Genomic DNA, 17,464 nt, shown 5'->3' with positions numbered 1-17,464 from the left:
GCTTGCGCCGCTCCCACGGCATCCTGCTGCGGTCGATCACCCCCCAGTGGGAGCGGCGCAAGCCGCGAGCTTTTCTCGACATCCCACCAAGCCACGTCGCCTCCCCCCTCCCAGCTCCCGCCGCCCCGAACGCGGTGCCATAATCCCGGCTATGAACGCCCTCACTACCCCCAGCCTCGCCGCATCCCTGGACACCGCCCCCTTCCGTGCCCGTCGCGCTCGCCTGCTCGCGCGCATGCAGGCCGCGGGCGGCGGCGTCGCCATCCTGCCCACCGCCCCCGAGCGCGTGCGCAACCGCGACGCCCACTACGCCTACCGCCACGACAGCTACTTCTACTACCTCACCGCCTTCCGCGAGCCAGAGGCGGTCGTCGTGCTCGTTGCGGGCAAGGAGACGAAGCAGATCCTGTTCTGCCGCGAGAAGAACGAGGAGCGCGAGATCTGGGACGGCTACCGCTGGGGCCCGGACGCCGCACGCGAGGCCTTCGGCTTCGACGAGGCGTGGACCATCGGCGACCTCGAGAAGCGCCTGCCCGACTACCTCGCTGACCAGCCCCTGCTGTGGACCAGCCTCGGCTACGACAACGACTGGGACGCCAAGGTACTGGGCGCGCTCAACGCGGTGCGCGACAAGGCCCGCAGCGGCCTCACCCCACCGCACTCGGTGCGCGACCTGCGCGCCGAACTCGATGAGATGCGCCTGGTCAAGGACTGTTCCGAGCTCGCCACCATGCGCCGCGCGGCACAGATCTCTGCCGACGCCCATTGCCGCGCGATGCGCGCCACCCGCCCGGGGCGCTTCGAATACGAGATCGAGGCCGAACTGCTGCACGCCTTTCGCGCCGCCGGCAGCCAGGCGCCGGCCTACACCTCGATCGTGGCCGGCGGCGCCAACGCCTGCGTGCTGCACTACGTCGACAACGACCAGCCCCTGGCCGACGGCGCACTGCTGCTCATCGACGCCGGCTGCGAGCTCGACGGCTACGCCTCGGACATCACCCGCAGCTTCCCGGTCAACGGCCGCTTCTCCGCCCCCCAGCGTGACGCCTACGAAATCGTGCTCGCCGCCCAGGCGGCAGCGCGCGACGCCACCCGCCCGGGCGCGCACTGGAACGAGCCGCACGACGCCGCGGTGAAGGTGCTCGCTCAGGGCATGATCGACCTCGGTGTGCTGAAGGGCAGCCTCGACGCCGTGCTCGAAAACGGCGACTACCGTCGCTTCTACATGCACCGCACCGGCCACTGGCTGGGCATGGACGTGCACGATGCCGGCGAGTACAAGCTCGGCGGCGAGTGGCGAGCGCTGGTCGAGGGCATGGTGCTGACCATCGAGCCGGGCATGTACATCCGCCCGGCCGACGACGTGCCTGAAGCCTTCTGGAACATCGGCATCCGCATCGAGGACGACGCCGTCGTCACCGCCGACGGCTGCGAGCTGATCACCGAAGGCGTACCCAAGGCGGTCGCCGAGATCGAGGCGCTGATGCGCGAGGCGCGCCATGGCTGAAACGGCGGCCAGCCACGTGCATGATCTGCTCATCGTCGGCGCCGGGCCGGTCGGCCTGGCGCTTGCACTGACGCTCAAGGACGCCGGTCTCGATATCGTGCTCGCCGACACCCGCCCGCGCGAGGCCGTCACCCGAGACCCGCGCGACCTGGCGCTGGCGCACGGCACCGGGCTCACGCTGCAAGGCCTCGGTGTCTGGGATGCACTTCCCAAGACCGCGATCGCACACATCCACATCTCGCACCAGGGCGGCCTCGGCCGCACTCTGATCGATGCCAGCGAGCACGACCTGCCCGCGCTCGGCTACGTCGTCCCGGCGGGCGCCCTCGCCGCGGCCCTGCGTGCCCGGGTAGACGCCGCTGGCATCCCCGTGTTTGACGAAACCGAAGTGACCCAGCTCGCCCCCGGCGCCGACGACGTCATCGCCAGCCTCTCTGGTCCGGGCAGGCCCGCCGCAACCCTGCGCGCGCGGCTCGCGGCCTGCGCCGAGGGAGGCCTGCGCGCCGACGACGGCAACGTGGTCGAGCACGACTACGGCCAGCACGCGCTCATCGCCGACGTGCAGGTCGCCGGCGGTCACCGCGCCACCGCATTCGAGCGCTTCACCTCGCAAGGCCCGGTGGCGCTGCTGCCCAAGGGCGAAGGCTACGCGCTGGTGCATGTCGCCCGCCCCGAGACCGCCGACGAACTGCTCGCGCTCGACGATGCCGCCTACCTCGCCCGCCTGCAGACCCACATCGGTGGTCGCGCCCGCCTCACCAGTGTCGGCCCACGCCTGCGCTACCCGTTGGTACTGCGCTACCGGCGCTCGACGATTGCCGAGCGCACGGTGTGGCTCGGCAATGCCGCGCAGACCCTGCACCCGGTCGCCGGCCAGGGTTTCAACCTGGCGCTGCGCGACGTGTGGGCGCTTGCCGAGACACTGCTGCGTAAGGTGGATTCGCACGCGTTTGGCGCGCACGGCGAAAAAACGTGCGTCCGTGAGGATATCGGCCGTGCCGAAGTCCTCGCGGCCTATGCGCGCGCGCGCGGCCTGGACCGCCTGGGCACGATCCGCTTCACCGACACCCTGGTGCGGGTGTTCAGCAACGACTTCGCGCCGCTGCGCCACGCTCGCGGCGCAGCGCTGGTCGCGCTCGACCTGCTGCCGCCACTACGCCATTTCGTCGCCCGCCGCATGATGTTCGGCGCCCGCGCCTGGCCCTGACCGGGGCGGGCACTCATCAAACCCTCGCGGCTGGCGCCGCTCCCACCCAGGTAATCAGCTGCTACGGGGCTCTGTAGGAGCGGCGCCAGCCGCGAGCTTTTGGGGCTTGCGACGGCACTATCGCCCTCAAACCCTCGCGGCTGGCGCCGCTCCTACAGGGGGTTCCCGGCCGCACTTGCTCCACGGCACAATCCGCGAGCGCTCATGAACGGCGCCCGAGATCGGGCGCCGCGCGGGTCAGAACGCCGGCACCACCGCGCCCTGGTACTTGTCGGCGATGAACTGCCTCACTTCTTCAGAGTTGAGCGCAGCAGCCAGCTTCTTCATCGCCGCGCTGTCAGCGTTGTCCTCGCGCGCCACCAGCAGGTTGGCGTACGGCGAGCTGGCGTCCTCGATGAACAGCGAGTCCTGCAGCGGATTCAGCTTGGCCTCGATCGCGTAGTTGGTGTTGATCACCGCCAGGTCGACCTGGTTGAGGATGCGCGGCAGAGTCGCAGCCTCGAGTTCGCGGATGCGCAGCTTCTTGGGATTGGCGGCGATGTCCTTTTGCGTCGCCGACACACTGTTGATGTCCTTCAGCGTGATCAGACCATTCTTGGCCATCAGCAGCAGCGCGCGGCCGGAGTTGGAGGGGTCGTTGGGAATCGCCACGGTGGCGCCGTCCGGGATATCGGTTGCGGCCTTGTGCTTGGCGGAATAGGCACCGAGCGGCTCGACGTGCACCTTGGTCACCACGACCTGGATGTCGTTCTTCTGCTTCTGCTTGAAGGCGTCCAGATAGGGTTGGTGCAGGAAGAAGTTGCCGTCGACGCGCTTCTCGTTGGTCTGCATCGAGGGCTGGACGTAGTCGGTGAATACCTTCACCTCCAGTTCCACGCCGTCCTTGGCCAGCAACGGCTTGACGAATTCGAGGATCTCGGCGTGCGGCACCGGGGTGGCGGCGATGACCAGGCGGTCGGCTGCAGACGCGGTGGCAGCGGCGCCCAGGGTAAGGGCGCCAAGACTGGCGATGAAGAGTTTGCGCAGGGTATGCGACATGGACAGCTCCTTTGTGAGGATCACTTGCGGGTGAAATACAGCACCAGGCGGTCGCCCGAGTACTGGATGATCTGCACCAGCACCACCAGCAGAGCGACGGTGATCACCATCACCTCGGTCTGGAAGCGCTGATAGCCGAAACGGATGGCGAGGTCGCCGAGGCCGCCGCCGCCGATCACGCCCGACATTGCGGCATAGGACATCAGCGTGATCGCGGTTACCGTCACTGCGGCGATCAGGCCCGGCAGGGCCTCGGGCAACAGGGCGCCGAAGATGATGCGCCAGGTGCGGATACCCATCGCCTGGCAGGCCTCGATGACGCCGCGATCGACTTCGCGCAGCACGTTCTCGACCAGGCGGGCAAAGAAAGGCGCCGTGCCCACCACCAGCGGCGGGATCGCGCCTTCGACGCCGAGCGAGGTGCCGATCAGGATCACCGTCACCGGGATCATCACGATCAGCAGGATCAGGAAGGGCACCGAGCGCAGCACATTGACCACGAAGGACAGCACTGCATAGACGAAGCCCTGCTCCAGCAGCTGCCGCCTGGCGGTGACGAACAGCAGGATGCCCAGCGGCAGGCCGAGCAGGATGGTGAAGAACAGCGACACGCCGGTCATCACCAGGGTCTCCCAGGTGGCGACGCCGATGTCGCTCCAGTCGATGACGGACAGGTCCATTACTGCAGCACCTCGTGGTGGATCTGGTGGCGGTCGAGTTCGGCGAACACGGCGCCGATATCATCCTCGCTACCCTCGAGCTCGAGCAGCAGCTGGCCGAAAGGCACGTCCTTGATGCTCGACACCTCCCCCTGCAGGATCGTGATCTGCACCTTGGCGCCGGCCATGATGCGACTGAGGATGGGCTGGTAGGTGACGTCGCCGATGTAGGTCAGGCGCACCAGGGTGCCGCGCAGCTTGTCGCTCATGTAAGCATGTGCCGGATCGTAACTGGCCGCGGCGAGCGCGTCGCTCTGCGCCACCATGCTGCGTGTCACCGGATGCTGCGGATGCAGGAACACGTCGGCCACCCTGCCCGCTTCGACGATGCGCCCACCGTCGATCACCGCGACGCGGTCGCAGATCGTGCGGATGACCTGCATCTCGTGGGTGATCAGTACGATGGTGAGGCCGAGCTGGCGGTTGATGTCGAGCAGCAGGCGCAGGATGGACTGCGTGGTCTCGGGGTCGAGCGCCGAGGTCGCCTCGTCGCACAGCAACAGCTGCGGCCGGTTGGCGAGCGCACGCGCGATACCCACGCGCTGCTTCTGGCCGCCTGAGAGCTGCGAGGGGTACTTGTGGCCATGCTCGGAAAGCCCCACCAGCGCCAGCAACTCCTTCACGCGCGCGGCGCGCGCGGTGGCGTCGGTGTGGCCGGTCGCCTTCAGCGGCCAGTCGATGTTATCGGCCACCGTCTTGGCGTTGAGCAGATTGAAGTGCTGGAAGATCATGCCGACACGCCGGCGCAGCGCGTACAGGCCTTCGCTGTCGAGCGAGGTGATGTCTTCGCCGTCAATCAGCACGCGCCCGGCCGAGGGGCGCTCGAGCAGGTTGAGGGTGCGGATCAGCGTACTCTTGCCTGCGCCCGAACGGCCGATGATGCCGAACACCTCGCCGGCGCCGATCTCCAGGCTGACGTCGGCGAGCGCGGAGACGTCGCGGCCGTCGGCAGCGCGATAGGTCTTGTGCAGGTTCTCGATACGGATCACGGTGAGCGCCCGGGCAGGAAAAAACCTGCGATCTTACCCCTAGCTCAGACTCGACACCACCACGCCGAACTTGTAGGCTCGCCGCCACCCTGGCAAGCATCCGCTCTATTGTGCGCCCCGTTGCGCGCCCCCGCACTCATCAAGGAACGCACACCATGCAGCACGACGACCACCGCAGGCCTGGCGCCAACTTCGCCCCCGCCACCCTCGCCGCCCAGGGCCTCGGCGCGAGCACGATGCCGCACCGCGACATCGTGCCGCCGATCCATATGGCGAGCACCTTCGAGCGTGCCGAGGATGGCAGCCTGCCGGGCGGCCGCATCTACGCCCGCGACGCCAGCCCGGCCTACGACCCTGCCGAAGCCCTGCTGTGCGAGCTCGAAGGCGGCGCGGCGGCGGCATTGTTCGCCTCCGGCATGGCCGCCGCATCGGCTGTGCTGCTGGCACTCAAGCCGGGCGCACGCATCGTCGCTCCGCACGACATGTACTGGTCGCTGCGCAACTGGTTGATCGGCTTCTCCGCCAACTGGCAGATCGGCCTCGATTTCTATGCCGACACCGACGAACTCGCCGGATTGCTGCAGGCGCCGGCCGATCTGGTATGGGCCGAGACCCCCGCCAACCCGACCTGGGACATCATCGATATCGCCCGCGCGGCCAGGCTCGCCCACGCCGCCGGCGCCCGTCTGGTGGTGGACTCCACGGTACCGACCCCGGTCTTCACCCGCCCGCTGGCGCTCGGTGCAGATATCGTCATGCACTCGGCGACCAAGTACCTCAACGGTCATTCCGACGTCGTCGCGGGCGTGCTCGTCACCGCCGCCGCCGACGATTTCTGGAGTCGCATAAAGACCGCACGTGCAGCCGGCGGCGCCGTCCTCGGCCCCTTCGAGGCCTGGCTGCTCAACCGCGGTCTGCGTACGCTGTTTCCGCGCGTACGCACGGCGGCAGCGTCGGCGCTGCACATCGCACAGCACTTCGAACACCATCCCGCCGTGCTCGAGGTGCGCTACCCCGGCCTCCCCAGCCACCCCGGCCATGCTATCGCCTGCAGGCAGATGATCGGCGGCTTCGGCGCCATGCTGTCGCTGCGGGTGCGCGGTGGCGCCGCGGCGGCGCACGAGGTGGCCGCCCGGGTGCGCATCTTCCGGCGCGCAACCTCGCTCGGCTCGGTGGAAAGCCTCATCGAGCACCGCGCCATGGTCGAAGGACCGGGCACGCGCTGCCCCGACGACCTGCTGCGCCTGTCGGTGGGCATCGAGGACACCGAGGACCTCGTTGCCGACCTGGAGCAGGCACTGGCTTGCCGCCCCGCCGGCGCGCAACCGAGCACCTGAGCGCTTGCCGCATGTACCAATGCAGCGTTGTCATTACGCTGCACTGCGACAGCCGACACGCCAAGGGTTTGAACGATGGGGTAAAATGCCGGGCTTTCATCGCTCGCTCCCGCCCATGCAGTTCGCCGGCTTTACCTTGCGCAACAATCTCTTCGTCGCTCCGATGGCCGGGGTGACGGATCGTCCTTTCCGCCAGTTGTGCAAGAAACTGGGCGCAGGCGTGGCCGTGTCCGAGATGGTGACGTCCAACTCCCTGCTCTATGGCAGCGAAAAGACCCGTCGCCGTGCAGATCACACCGGCGAGGTCGACCCGATCTCGGTGCAGATTGCCGGCGCCGACCCGGCAATGATGGCCGAGGCCGCAAAGTACAACGCCGACAATGGCGCGCAGATCATCGACATCAACATGGGTTGCCCGGCCAAGAAGGTGTGCAACGTGATGGCTGGCTCGGCGCTGATGCAGGACGAACCGCTGGTGGCGCGCATCCTCGAAGCGGTGGTCAAGGCCGTGCCCGATACCCCGGTCACGCTCAAGTTCCGCACCGGCTGGAACCGTGCCAACAAGAACGCGCCGACGATCGCCCGCATCGCCGAGGCGTCCGGCATCCGCGCCATCGCCATCCACGGCCGTACCCGCGCCGACCAGTACATGGGCGAGGCCGAGTACGACACCATCGCCCACGTCAAGACCCTGGTGAGCATCCCGGTGATCGCCAACGGCGACATCACCAGTCCACAGAAAGCGAAGCACGTCCTTGACTACACCGGCGCCGATGGCGTCATGATCGGGCGCGCCGCACAGGGCCGGCCGTGGATCTTCCGCGAGATCGAGCACTACCTCGCCACCGGCGAGCTGATGCCGCCGCCGCTGGTGAGCGAGATCCATCAGGTCTGCCGCGAACACCTCGCCGACCTGTACGGCTTCTACGGCGACGAGCGCGGCGTCAAGATCGCGCGCAAGCACATCTCCTGGTACACCAAGGGCCTGGTCGGCTCGGCGGCGTTCCGCCGGGCGATGAACCAGATCCCCGACATTCCCGCCCAGCTCGCCGCCGTTGACGACTTCTTCGGCCAGCTAGCCGAGGCCGATGCGCGCCTGAGCTACGAAGCCGACGAAAACCTGCAGGAACTCGCCGCATGAGCCGCAACAACGAGATCGCGGACGCCGTCGTTCGCACCCTGGATCAGTATTTCCGCGACCTCGACGGCGAGAAACCGGGCGCCATCCATGACATGGTGATCCGTAACGTCGAACGCCCGATGCTGCAGTTCGTTCTCGAGCAGGCCAAGGGCAACCAGACGGTCGCCGCCGAGATGCTGGGCATCAACCGCAACACGCTGCGCCGCAAGCTCACCGACTACGAACTGCTGTAAGCCGCCACCGCGCGCTCTTCGGCTCGAACCGGAAGGCGCGGCGCGCACCTCGACCCTCCGTTTTTCTCAATCCTCAGCCCAGTCACCACGATGAACGTCACCCAAGCCCTGATCAGTGTTTCCGACAAACGCGGCGTGCTCGAATTCGCCCGCGAGCTCTCCGCGCTCGGCGTCAAGCTGCTGTCGACCGGCGGCACCGCCAGCCTGTTGCGCGAAGCCGGCCTCGAGGTGACAGACGTTTCCGAGCACACCGGCTTCCCGGAGATGCTCGACGGCCGCGTCAAGACCCTGCACCCCAAGGTGCATGGCGGCATCCTCGCCCGTCGTGATCTCGCCGAGCACATGGACACGATCGCTGCACACGACATCGGCCGCATCGACCTCGTGGTGGTGAACCTCTACCCCTTCCAGCAGACCGTGGCCAAGCCCGACTGCTCGCTGGAAGATGCGATCGAGAACATCGACATCGGCGGCCCCACCATGGTGCGCGCCGCGGCCAAGAACCACGGCAACGAAGACGGCGGTGTCGGCATCGTCACCGACCCCGAGGACTACGCCGGCATCGTCGCCGAGCTCAAGTCCAACGCCGGCAAGCTCAGCCACAAGACCCGCTTCGCGCTCGCGGTGAAGGCCTTCACCCACACTGCGCGCTACGACTCGGCGATCTCCAACTACCTCACCGCGCTGGTCACCAACGACGCCGGCGACGTGTCGCTGCAGACCTACCCCGAGCGCCTGCAGCTCGCCTTCGACAAGGTGCAGGACCTGCGCTACGGTGAGAACCCGCACCAGACAGCGGCCTTCTACCGCCAACCGGGCGCAGCCGAGGGTGGCGTTGCCGGCTACACCCAGTTGCAGGGCAAGGAGCTGTCGTACAACAACATCGCCGACGCAGACGCGGCCTGGGAATGCGTCAAGGCCTTCGACGGCCCGGCCGCCGCCTGTGTCATCGTCAAGCACGCCAACCCCTGCGGCGTGGCCGTCGCCGCCAGCCCGCTCGAAGCCTACAAGAAGGCCTTCGCCACCGACCCGACCTCTGCCTTCGGCGGCATCATCGCCTTCAACGGCGAGGTTGACCGTGCCGCCGCGGAAGCGGTGTCGGCGCAGTTCCTGGAGGTGCTGATTGCGCCGTCCTACACTGCCGACGCGCTCGAACTGCTCGCCGGCAAGAAGAACGTGCGCGTGCTCACCTGCCCGCTCGGCCAGCCCGCAGGCGCCTTCGACTACAAGCGTGTCGGTGGCGGCCTGCTCGTGCAGAGCGCCGACGAGGCTCGCATCCAGGTCGCCGACCTCAAGGTCGTCACCCAGCGCGCACCGACTGACGCCGAGATGCGCGACATGCTGTTCGCCTGGCGCGTGGCCAAGTACGTCAAGTCCAACGCCATCGTGTACTGCAAGGACGGCATGACCATCGGCGTCGGCGCCGGCCAGATGAGCCGCGTCGACTCCGCCCGCATCGCCAAGATCAAGGCCGAGAACGCCGGTCTGCAGATCGCCGGCTGCGTGGTCGCCTCCGACGCCTTCTTCCCCTTCCGCGATGGCCTCGACGTGCTCGCCCAGGCTGGCGCCACGGCGGTGATCCAGCCGGGCGGCTCGATGCGCGACGAAGAGGTCATCGCCGCCGCCAACGAGCAGAACATCGCCATGGTGTTCACCGGCTTCCGCCACTTCCGCCACTAATAACGACATCCTCCCCGCAGAGATCCGGAGCAGCTCATGAAAGTCCTCGTCATCGGTTCAGGCGGTCGCGAACACGCGCTGGCCTGGAAGCTCGCCCAGTCGCCCAAGGTCACCCGCGTGCTGGTGGCGCCGGGCAACCCCGGCACCGCTGCCGAGAAGCTGCTGCAGAACGTACCGGTCACCGATATCAAGGTGCTGGTCGAACTGGCCAAGCGCGAACAGGTCGCCTTCACCGTGGTCGGCCCCGAAGCCCCGCTCGCGGCCGGCGTTGTGGACGCCTTCCGCGCCGCCGGCCTGCCGATCTTCGGCCCCACCAAGGCGGCTGCGCAGCTCGAGAGCTCGAAGGACTTCGCCAAGCAGTTCCTCGTCCGCCACAACATCCCGACCGCGAAGTACCAGACCTTCTCGGACGCTGCCGAGGCGCACGCCTACATCGACACCGAGGGCGCGCCGATCGTGATCAAGGCCGACGGCCTGGCTGCGGGCAAGGGCGTCGTGGTGGCGATGACGGCAGACGAGGCCCATGCCGCGATCGACATGATGCTGCTCGACAACAAGATGGGTGATGCCGGCGCGCGCGTGGTCATCGAGGAATTCATGGAGGGCGAGGAAGCCAGCTTCATCGTCATGGCCGACGGCAGGAACGCGCTCGCGCTCGCCACCAGCCAGGACCACAAGCGCCTCAAAGACGGCGACCAGGGCCCCAATACCGGCGGCATGGGCGCGTATTCGCCCGCTCCGGTGGTGACCCCCGACGTGCATGCACGCGTGATGCGCGAGATCATCAACCCGACGCTGGCCGGCATGACTGCCGACGGCCTGCCTTACATCGGCTTCCTCTATGCCGGGCTGATGATCGACGGCGACGGCCGTCCGCGCGTGGTCGAGTTCAACTGCCGCATGGGCGATCCGGAAACGCAACCGATCATGATGCGGCTCAAGACGGACCTCGCAGACCTCATCGAAGCGGCCATCGCCGGCAAGCTCGACCACACCGAAGCCGAGTGGGATCGCCGCTTTGCGCTGGGAGTTGTGCTGGCTGCCGCCGGCTACCCGGACAGCCCGCGCAAGGGCGACGCCATCACCGGCCTGCCCGCCAACGAGCTCGAGGACGTGCATGTGTTCCATGCCGGCACCGCCGACGAGGACGGCCAAGTCGTCACCGCCGGCGGCCGCGTGCTGTGCGTGACTGCGCTCGGCGACAACGTGCGCACGGCGCAGAAGCGCGCCTACGAGATCGCCGACATGATCCAGTTCGAGGGCCGCCAGTACCGCCGCGACATCGGCCACCGCGCCATCGGCCGCAAGCTCTGATGACGATGCAGGCCGAGATCGTAAAGCCCTGGTTCACGGGGCTGCAGTCGCGCATCGTCGGCCGCCTCGAAGCCTTCGATGGCGTCGCCTTCCGTGCCGACGGCTGGGAGCGCCCGGGCGGCGGTGGCGGGCTGACGCGAGTGATCGAGGACGGTAACTTCTTCGAGCGCGGCGGGGTCAACTTTTCCCACGTCACCGGCGACGCCATGCCGGCCTCGGCCACTGCCCACCGCCCCGAACTCGCCGGCCGGCGCTTCGAGGCCATGGGCGTGTCGCTCGTGCTGCACCCGCGCAACCCCTGGTGCCCCACGGTGCACATGAACGTGCGCTGCTTCATCGCCATGGCCGAGGACAAGGCCCCGGTGTGGTGGTTCGGCGGCGGCATGGACCTGACGCCGTATTACGGCTTCGAGGACGACGTCCGCCACTTCCACGCCACCTGCAAGGCAGCCGTGCTGCCCTGGGGCGGCGAGGCGGAGCACCGCCGCCTCAAGGACTGGTGCGACCGTTACTTCTTTCTCAAGCACCGTAACGAGCCACGCGGCGTGGGCGGGCTGTTCTTCGACGATCTCGGCGCCGACGGCCAGACCGATTTCGATACCGCCTTCGGGCTGACACGCTCGGTCGGCGAAGCCTTCCTCGACGCCTACCTGCCGATCATCGAGCGCCGCAAGGACATTGCCTACGGCGAACGCGAGCGCGACTTCCAGGCCTACCGCCGCGGCCGCTACGTGGAGTTCAACCTGGTGTTCGACCGCGGCACACTGTTTGGCCTGCAGTCCGGCGGTCGTACCGAATCGATCCTGATGTCGATGCCACCGATCGTGAAGTGGCGCTACGACTGGCACCCCGAGCCCGGCAGCCCCGAGTCGCAGCTCTACGACATCTTTCTCAAGCCGCGGGACTGGGCCTGAGCCTGGCGCTTTGGGCTCGACGCAGGCGCAAAGGCCTTAAACCCCTCGCGGCTCGCGCCGCTCCTACAGGGGGCGACGCGCGTTGGGTTTGCTGTAGGAGCGGCGCCAGCCGCGAGATTTTCTTCCTCCAAGCACACCTGCCATCCCTGGCCCTAGAAAGCGCAGAGGGCCGCAAACACTACGCCCGCGGCCCCCTTGTGCCCAGCCCTGCGCTGCCTTCAGGCCGCTGCGGCCGAGCCCACCTTCTCCGCCGCGGCACGGTAGTGGCGCTGGGCGTCTGCCGGACGCTCGAGCGTGTCGAACAGGTGTGCCAGCGCAAGATGCGTATCCACCGCCGGCGACTGCTTGAGCGAGGCTTCGAGGTAGCTCTGCGCCTTGCCCCACAGTTCACTGCGCCGGCACAGCTGGCCAAGGGCAAACAGCAGGCCGCTGTCCTGAGGATGCGCCTCGAGCCAGCCTTCGGCCTTCTGCAGGCAGCTGCGCGCATCCTCGTTCGACGCCGCGCAGTAGGCGTACAGGCGCGCCAGCGCCGTATCCCAGCGTTCGTCGAGCAGACGCTCGACCTGGCGCCGGACCGTCACACCATGGCCGGCGCGCGCCATCAGCGGCAGTGCGCGCTCCACCAGACCCCGATCCTGCAACTCGTCCTCGGGGATCTCCTTCCAGTACTGCGCAAGCGCCGCAGCGTCGCCCGCCAGCTGCTTCATGCGCTCGATGTGTGCCCGCCTCAGCTTGGGCGCGGCCTGCTCATCGCTGAGAGCCTTGTGCTTGCGCAGCTGGCGTACGTGATGCACCAACTCGTCCCAGCGCCCCAATGCCAGCGCCACCCGTGACTCCAGCCGCAGCATGGCGATGTGCTTGTGACCGGCATCGCGCAAGGTCTGCAGGCGGCTCGCGGCAACGTCGAACTGACGGCTTTCGATGGCGAGCTCGGCCTCGGTCATCAGGCGAGCTACTTCACTGCCCTTCTCTTCTGCGGCGTGCCCCAGCCACTCCTGGTAACGGGCCTCGTCCTGCAGGCCGTGCGCCGCGCGCGCAGCCACCAGTGCAGCCATGGACGAGCCCGCGCTCGCAGTGTATGCAGTCGAGGCCGACTTGAGCGATTGCGAGAAACGGCCTTCGAACAGGGCATTGATCGCGCCATGCAGCGCGCGATCGGCCTTTTGCCGGCGTCGGCGCTCACGCCAGCTGGCAACCCGGGCAGGCAGACCAAGCGTGCGACCGATGACCTTGAGCAGCAGGTGGACGAGCAGCACGCCGACGACGAGCAGGACGATGAACAGGTTCAGCGAGATCTGCGCCCGCCAGGGCGACAGCACAACCAAGACATAGCCGTCATTCACACCGGCAACCATCGCCACGCCGACAGCGAGGGCGAAGATGCCGATCAACCAGATCAGTGCGCGCATCGACTGGCCCTCACTCGCTCACGGCCGGCGCCGCGCCTGCCGAATCGCCACCTTCCGTGCCTTCTGCAGCGCCGGCCTCCTGGGCTTCGGCGGCAACCTCGGCGGCCTCCACCGACGTGCCCGCAGCGGGCGCCGCAGTCGCCGCAGTCGCCGCAGCCGGCGCGGCCGCAGGGACGTCCTGTGCCGGCGTGGTGGGCACTTGCGGCCGACCGCTACGCGCTTGCGCAAGGCGCAGCGCATTGAAGGTCTCGGACAGGTTGTGCGGCTCATAGCGCACCCGCACCGCCTCCAGGGTCTTGAGTTCAGTCAGCGCAGCCTGCACGCGAGCGTCACGCGGGTCGAAGAAACGCTCCACCCAGGCGCGTGCCTGCGCCAGGTCGGCCTCGTAGGTGCGGCCATCGCGGGCCAGCAGCGCGAGGCGCGCGGTGAGCAGGCGGATCTTGAGGTTCTCGCGCAGGAAAGCGTTCTGCGCCGGCGCCAGCAACACCGGCTCTGCCTGGTCGAGACGCTCGACCCGGATAAGGGTGCGCACTTCGTGCCAGACGTCTGCCGCCAGCGCTTCGCCAAGGCGCCACGCGCTGGCCATCCAGCCTGCCAGCCCGGTGCTTTCGCCCGGTGCCAGATCGCGGCCGACCGCAGCCTCCACCGGCAACTGCCCCTCGAAGGCGAGCGGCAGTGCGTCGGCGCGCTCGAGCAGGCGCTCAAGGCGAAGGCTCAGGCCCGAGACGTCGAGTACCGGCTGCAACTTGAGCGCGTCGATGTCGTTTGCCAACGCACGCCGCAGCCCGGCAAGCTGACCCCGATCATGCAGCGCGAGGCGGGACTCGGCCTCCTGCAGCGCGATCAGCGCAGCCTCCACGTTGCCGGCAATCTGCAACTGCTGTGCGGCGAGCACCACCGCCTGCTCGACCTCGGCAATCACGCCGTCTTCACGCGTACGCGAGAACTCCTGATAAAGGGCTTCGAGCGCAGCGGCCTGGCCTTCGGTCTCCTCGACCTTGGCGCTCAACGCACCCAGGCGGCCCTGAAGCGCGGCGATCACTTCCTGTTGCTGGCGCACGATGCCGCGCGCCTCGCTCGCCACCCGCTCGCCCTCGGACAGGCGCTGCGCCAGTTCCTCGCGCAGGACGGTCGCGCCGACCCGCGTGTCGCGTGCCTGCCACACTGCCCAGCCGGCAATGCCGATCGCCACCAAGGCCAGCAACAGTGCCCACCACGCGGCAGCGCTGCGGCGCGGCGCGGCCACCACCCCCTGCTCGGCTCCGCCCGCAGGCTGGACCACATCGGTTGAAGTCTCGGCCGACGAGGCGGCTTCGCCGCGCTCCACCGTATCGGCACTCGTGCTTGCAGCGGCTTGCTCGCCGCGCGCCGCGTCGAGGGCATCGTCCTTACGATCGGGATGGGCGCTCGCCGGCGGCTGCGTGAGGGCGGGAGTCTCTTCTTTCATGGCTTCAGTGTAACCAAAGTGGTCCTCAAGTGCCTGCATCAGGCCGTCATCACCGGCGGGCGCCTCAATCACGTCAGCGAAACCGGCCTCGCGGGCCTGCTCGACGATGCGTGGATGAGTGGCGAACACCTTTACCTGGCGCAATGCCGCAAGCCCTTCAGCGCCGAGCATCTGCGCCAGGTTGCGGACGCCTTCACTGCTGGTCAGCAGCAGGGCGTCGACCTCACCGCGACCCACCGGCTGCAGCAACAGCGCAGGATCAAGCTCCGGACAGTAGCGCCGATAGCACGTGACATATTCAACACTGGCGCCGCGCTCGCGCAAGGTATCGGCAAGCAACTCGCGACCGCCGTCACCGCGGAAGATCAGCACCTTGCAGCCGGCCACAGCCTCTGCGGCAAACTCGGGCAGCGCAATCACAGCCTCGCTGTCGAACCCGACCTGCGGCGCAATGACCGCCTCGAAGCCATAGTCGCGCAGCACCCGCTCGCTGCCCTTGCCCACGGTCGACACGCGCAGACCGGCCGGCCAGGCGCGCCGCGGCAGGATGTACTGCATCGCGTAGTTGGCGGCATTGGGGCTGACAAAGAACGCCAGCTGGAACTCGTCGAGGCGGGGTACCACGGCCTCGAGCTGGGCAGGATCGGGCGCCGCACCGATCGCAATCACCGGAAAGCGCAGGGCTCGGCCACCTGCGGCCTCGATGCGCCGGCACAGGTTGTCGGCCTGCTCCTGCGGGCGCATCACGACCAGGCAGCGCCCTGCGAGAGGGCCGGCGCCCGGACCGGGCGCGGACGGGAGAGCGGGGGCGGTCGCCATCAGCTGTGTTCGCCGTCAGCCGATATCGGCCAGGATCGCCTCGGCGCCCTGCGCGCGCAGATCTTCGGCCAGTGCGCGGCCAAGCGCGTCGGCATCGGCGGGCGCGCCCTCGCGTTCGGCACGGACGATCTCGCTGCCATCGGGGCGGGCGACGAAACCTCGCAGCCACAACTGCCCTCCGCGGATCACCGCGTAGGCACCCAGCGGCACCTCGCAGCTGCCGGCCAGTGCGCGTGCGACTGCACGCTCGGCCAGCACGCAGGCGGCAGTATCGGCATCGACCAGGGGTTGCAGCCAGGCAATGACATCGGGCCGCGCCGCCAGGCATTCGATACCGAGCGCGCCCTGTCCGGCGGCCGGCAGCGACACCTCGGCCGGCATCACCGAGCGGATGCGCTCGCCCAGTCCGAGCCGGGTCAGCCCGGCCGCGGCGAGGATGATTGCGTCGTACTGGCCTTCGTCGAGCTTGCGCAGACGGGTGTCGAGGTTGCCGCGCAAGCTGGTCACGGCAAGGAAGGGATACTGCGCATGGATCTGCGATTCGCGGCGCAGCGAGGACGTCCCCACCACAGCCCCAGGGGGCATGTCCGCCAGGCTGTCGTAGCGATTGGAGACGAAGGCGTCGAGCGGAACCTCGCGCTCCGTGATGCAGGGCAGCACGAACTCATCGCCCATCACCATCGGTACGTCCTTCATCGAATGCACGGCGATGTCAGCGCGCCCATCGAGCAGGGCTGTTTCCAGCTCCTTCACGAACAGGCCCTTGCCGCCAACCTTCGCGAGCGGGCGGTCGAGGATCTGGTCACCGCGCGTGGTCATGCCCAGAAGCTCGACATTGCAGCCGGGATACAATCCCTCGAGCCGGGCCTTGATGTGCTCGGCCTGCCACAGGGCGAGACGGCTTTCACGGGTAGCGATGACGATGCGCTCGGGGGTCGCTTGGCTCACGATGGATAACTCACGTAACAAGTAGGAAGGTGCCGGGTACGGCCAGATTTCGCCGCACTGCAGCATCAGGGTTCGCACCAATGGTGCGCGGACAGGCCGGGATTCTAGCATGCGTGCCGATCGCACTCTTTTCCCCACCGACCGCCTTGCCTGGCACGCAGCACATCTCTCTGCGACGCCGGAGCGATGCACAACGCCGGGACGCCCTGACGTGAGCATGGACGATCAACGGCAGGTGCAGGGCCCCCTAGACGACAACCAGGAAACCAAGACACATGACCCAGGACAAGGACGCCCCGCTGCGTGAAGACATCCGCCTGCTCGGGCGCCTGCTCGGTGACACCGTGCGCGACCAGCAGGGCGCAGCCGCCTTCGAGCTGATCGAGCGCATCCGCCAGAACTCGGTGCGCTTTCGCCGCGACGACGACATTGCGGCCCGGCGCGAGCTCGAGGACATCCTCGATGCGCTGTCGCGCGACCAGACGATCCAGGTCGTGCGCGCCTTCAGCTACTTCTCGCACCTGGCCAACATCGCCGAGGACCAGCACCACATCCGGCGCTCGCGCGCGCACCTGGTGGCGGGCTCGGCCCCGCGCGAGGGCAGCCTGCCGCACGCGCTGCAGGCGGTGTTCGACAGCGGCGTGACCGATGCTGCAGGCCTGGTCGCGTTCTTTGACGGTGCGCTGGTGTCGCCGGTGCTCACCGCCCACCCCACCGAGGTGCAACGAAAGAGCATCCTCAACTGCGAGACCGTGATCGCGC

Annotated in this window: 15 protein-coding genes; 9 read left to right on the top strand and 6 right to left on the bottom strand. The window is 68.1% G+C overall.

Annotation, left to right across the window (positions count from 1 at the left end; genetic code table 11):
* The first annotated feature begins 151 nt into the window (after nt 1-151).
* Together C662_RS18675 and C662_RS18670 are read left to right on the top strand one after the other, a co-directional pair.
* A complete protein-coding gene (locus C662_RS18675; RefSeq protein ID WP_002933230.1) occupies nt 152-1,507 on the top strand; it encodes an aminopeptidase P N-terminal domain-containing protein in 1,356 nt (451 codons plus the stop codon).
* On the top strand, nt 1,500-2,714 hold the full coding sequence (locus C662_RS18670; RefSeq protein WP_002933219.1) for an FAD-dependent monooxygenase: 1,215 nt from the start codon (nt 1,500-1,502) through the stop codon (nt 2,712-2,714). The genes C662_RS18675 and C662_RS18670 overlap by 8 nt, the downstream gene beginning before the upstream one ends.
* 237 nt (nt 2,715-2,951) lie before the next feature.
* On the opposite strand, the gene C662_RS18665 is transcribed toward C662_RS18670, so the two are convergent.
* Genes C662_RS18665 through C662_RS18655 form a run of 3 tightly spaced genes read right to left on the bottom strand, consistent with a single transcriptional unit; the run spans nt 2,952 to nt 5,460 of the window.
* Nucleotides 2,952-3,752 carry a MetQ/NlpA family ABC transporter substrate-binding protein gene (locus tag C662_RS18665; protein WP_002933217.1) on the bottom strand — a complete coding sequence of 267 codons (801 nt, stop codon included), beginning with the start codon at nt 3,750-3,752 and terminating at the stop codon, nt 2,952-2,954.
* A 20-nt stretch (nt 3,753-3,772) separates the two neighbouring features.
* Nucleotides 3,773-4,432, bottom strand: coding sequence for a methionine ABC transporter permease (locus C662_RS18660; protein ID WP_002933214.1), 660 nt, complete (start codon nt 4,430-4,432; stop codon nt 3,773-3,775).
* Entirely contained in the window at nt 4,432-5,460 is a 1,029-nt protein-coding gene (locus tag C662_RS18655) for a methionine ABC transporter ATP-binding protein (RefSeq protein ID WP_002933212.1), read from the bottom strand. Before C662_RS18655 ends, C662_RS18660 begins: the two co-directional genes overlap by 1 nt.
* 155 nt (nt 5,461-5,615) lie before the next feature.
* On the opposite strand from C662_RS18655, the gene C662_RS18650 reads away from it, so the two are divergent.
* From C662_RS18650 to hemF, 6 genes are all read left to right on the top strand, one after another.
* Entirely contained in the window at nt 5,616-6,797 is a 1,182-nt protein-coding gene (locus C662_RS18650) for a trans-sulfuration enzyme family protein (protein ID WP_002933209.1), read from the top strand.
* 115 nt (nt 6,798-6,912) lie between these two features.
* Complete coding sequence (gene dusB, locus C662_RS18645; RefSeq protein WP_037983335.1) at nt 6,913-7,938, top strand: tRNA dihydrouridine synthase DusB; 1,026 nt, start codon at nt 6,913-6,915, stop codon at nt 7,936-7,938.
* Nucleotides 7,935-8,171: a helix-turn-helix domain-containing protein gene (locus C662_RS18640; protein ID WP_002933202.1), complete on the top strand. Its 237-nt coding sequence runs from the start codon at nt 7,935-7,937 to the stop codon at nt 8,169-8,171. The genes dusB and C662_RS18640 overlap by 4 nt, the downstream gene beginning before the upstream one ends.
* 90 nt (nt 8,172-8,261) lie before the next feature.
* Nucleotides 8,262-9,851 (top strand): bifunctional phosphoribosylaminoimidazolecarboxamide formyltransferase/IMP cyclohydrolase, encoded by a 1,590-nt coding sequence (gene purH, locus C662_RS18635; protein WP_002933199.1) that lies wholly within the window; start codon nt 8,262-8,264, stop codon nt 9,849-9,851.
* A gap of 36 nt (nt 9,852-9,887) precedes the next feature.
* Nucleotides 9,888-11,165, top strand: a complete 1,278-nt coding sequence (gene purD, locus C662_RS18630) for a phosphoribosylamine--glycine ligase (protein WP_002933195.1) — start codon at nt 9,888-9,890, stop codon at nt 11,163-11,165.
* Between the two features lie 5 nt (nt 11,166-11,170).
* Complete coding sequence (gene hemF / locus C662_RS18625; protein WP_002933193.1) at nt 11,171-12,079, top strand: oxygen-dependent coproporphyrinogen oxidase; 909 nt, start codon at nt 11,171-11,173, stop codon at nt 12,077-12,079.
* Between the two features lie 218 nt (nt 12,080-12,297).
* Here hemF and C662_RS18620 read toward each other — a convergent pair whose 3' ends face one another.
* The 3 genes from C662_RS18620 to hemC form a co-directional block, all read right to left on the bottom strand.
* Nucleotides 12,298-13,488 (bottom strand): heme biosynthesis HemY N-terminal domain-containing protein, encoded by a 1,191-nt coding sequence (locus C662_RS18620; protein WP_002933187.1) that lies wholly within the window; start codon nt 13,486-13,488, stop codon nt 12,298-12,300.
* A gap of 10 nt (nt 13,489-13,498) precedes the next feature.
* Nucleotides 13,499-15,679, bottom strand: coding sequence for a fused uroporphyrinogen-III synthase HemD/membrane protein HemX (hemDX, locus tag C662_RS18615; RefSeq protein ID WP_002933185.1), 2,181 nt, complete (start codon nt 15,677-15,679; stop codon nt 13,499-13,501).
* 90 nt (nt 15,680-15,769) lie between these two features.
* Nucleotides 15,770-16,702, bottom strand: coding sequence for a hydroxymethylbilane synthase (hemC, locus tag C662_RS18610; protein WP_004248895.1), 933 nt, complete (start codon nt 16,700-16,702; stop codon nt 15,770-15,772).
* Between the two features lie 275 nt (nt 16,703-16,977).
* Between hemC and C662_RS18605 the strand changes: the two genes are divergently transcribed.
* Nucleotides 16,978-17,464, top strand: a 487-nt coding sequence (locus tag C662_RS18605; protein WP_002933179.1) for a phosphoenolpyruvate carboxylase, incomplete at its 3' end; no start/stop codon positions are given.

It is taken from the genome of Thauera sp. 28, assembly GCF_000310145.2.
GTDB lineage: Bacteria > Pseudomonadota > Gammaproteobacteria > Burkholderiales > Rhodocyclaceae > Thauera > Thauera mechernichensis.
The sequence above is the reverse complement of the archived record's forward strand: the minus strand, read 5'-3'. Positions and strand labels throughout refer to the sequence as shown.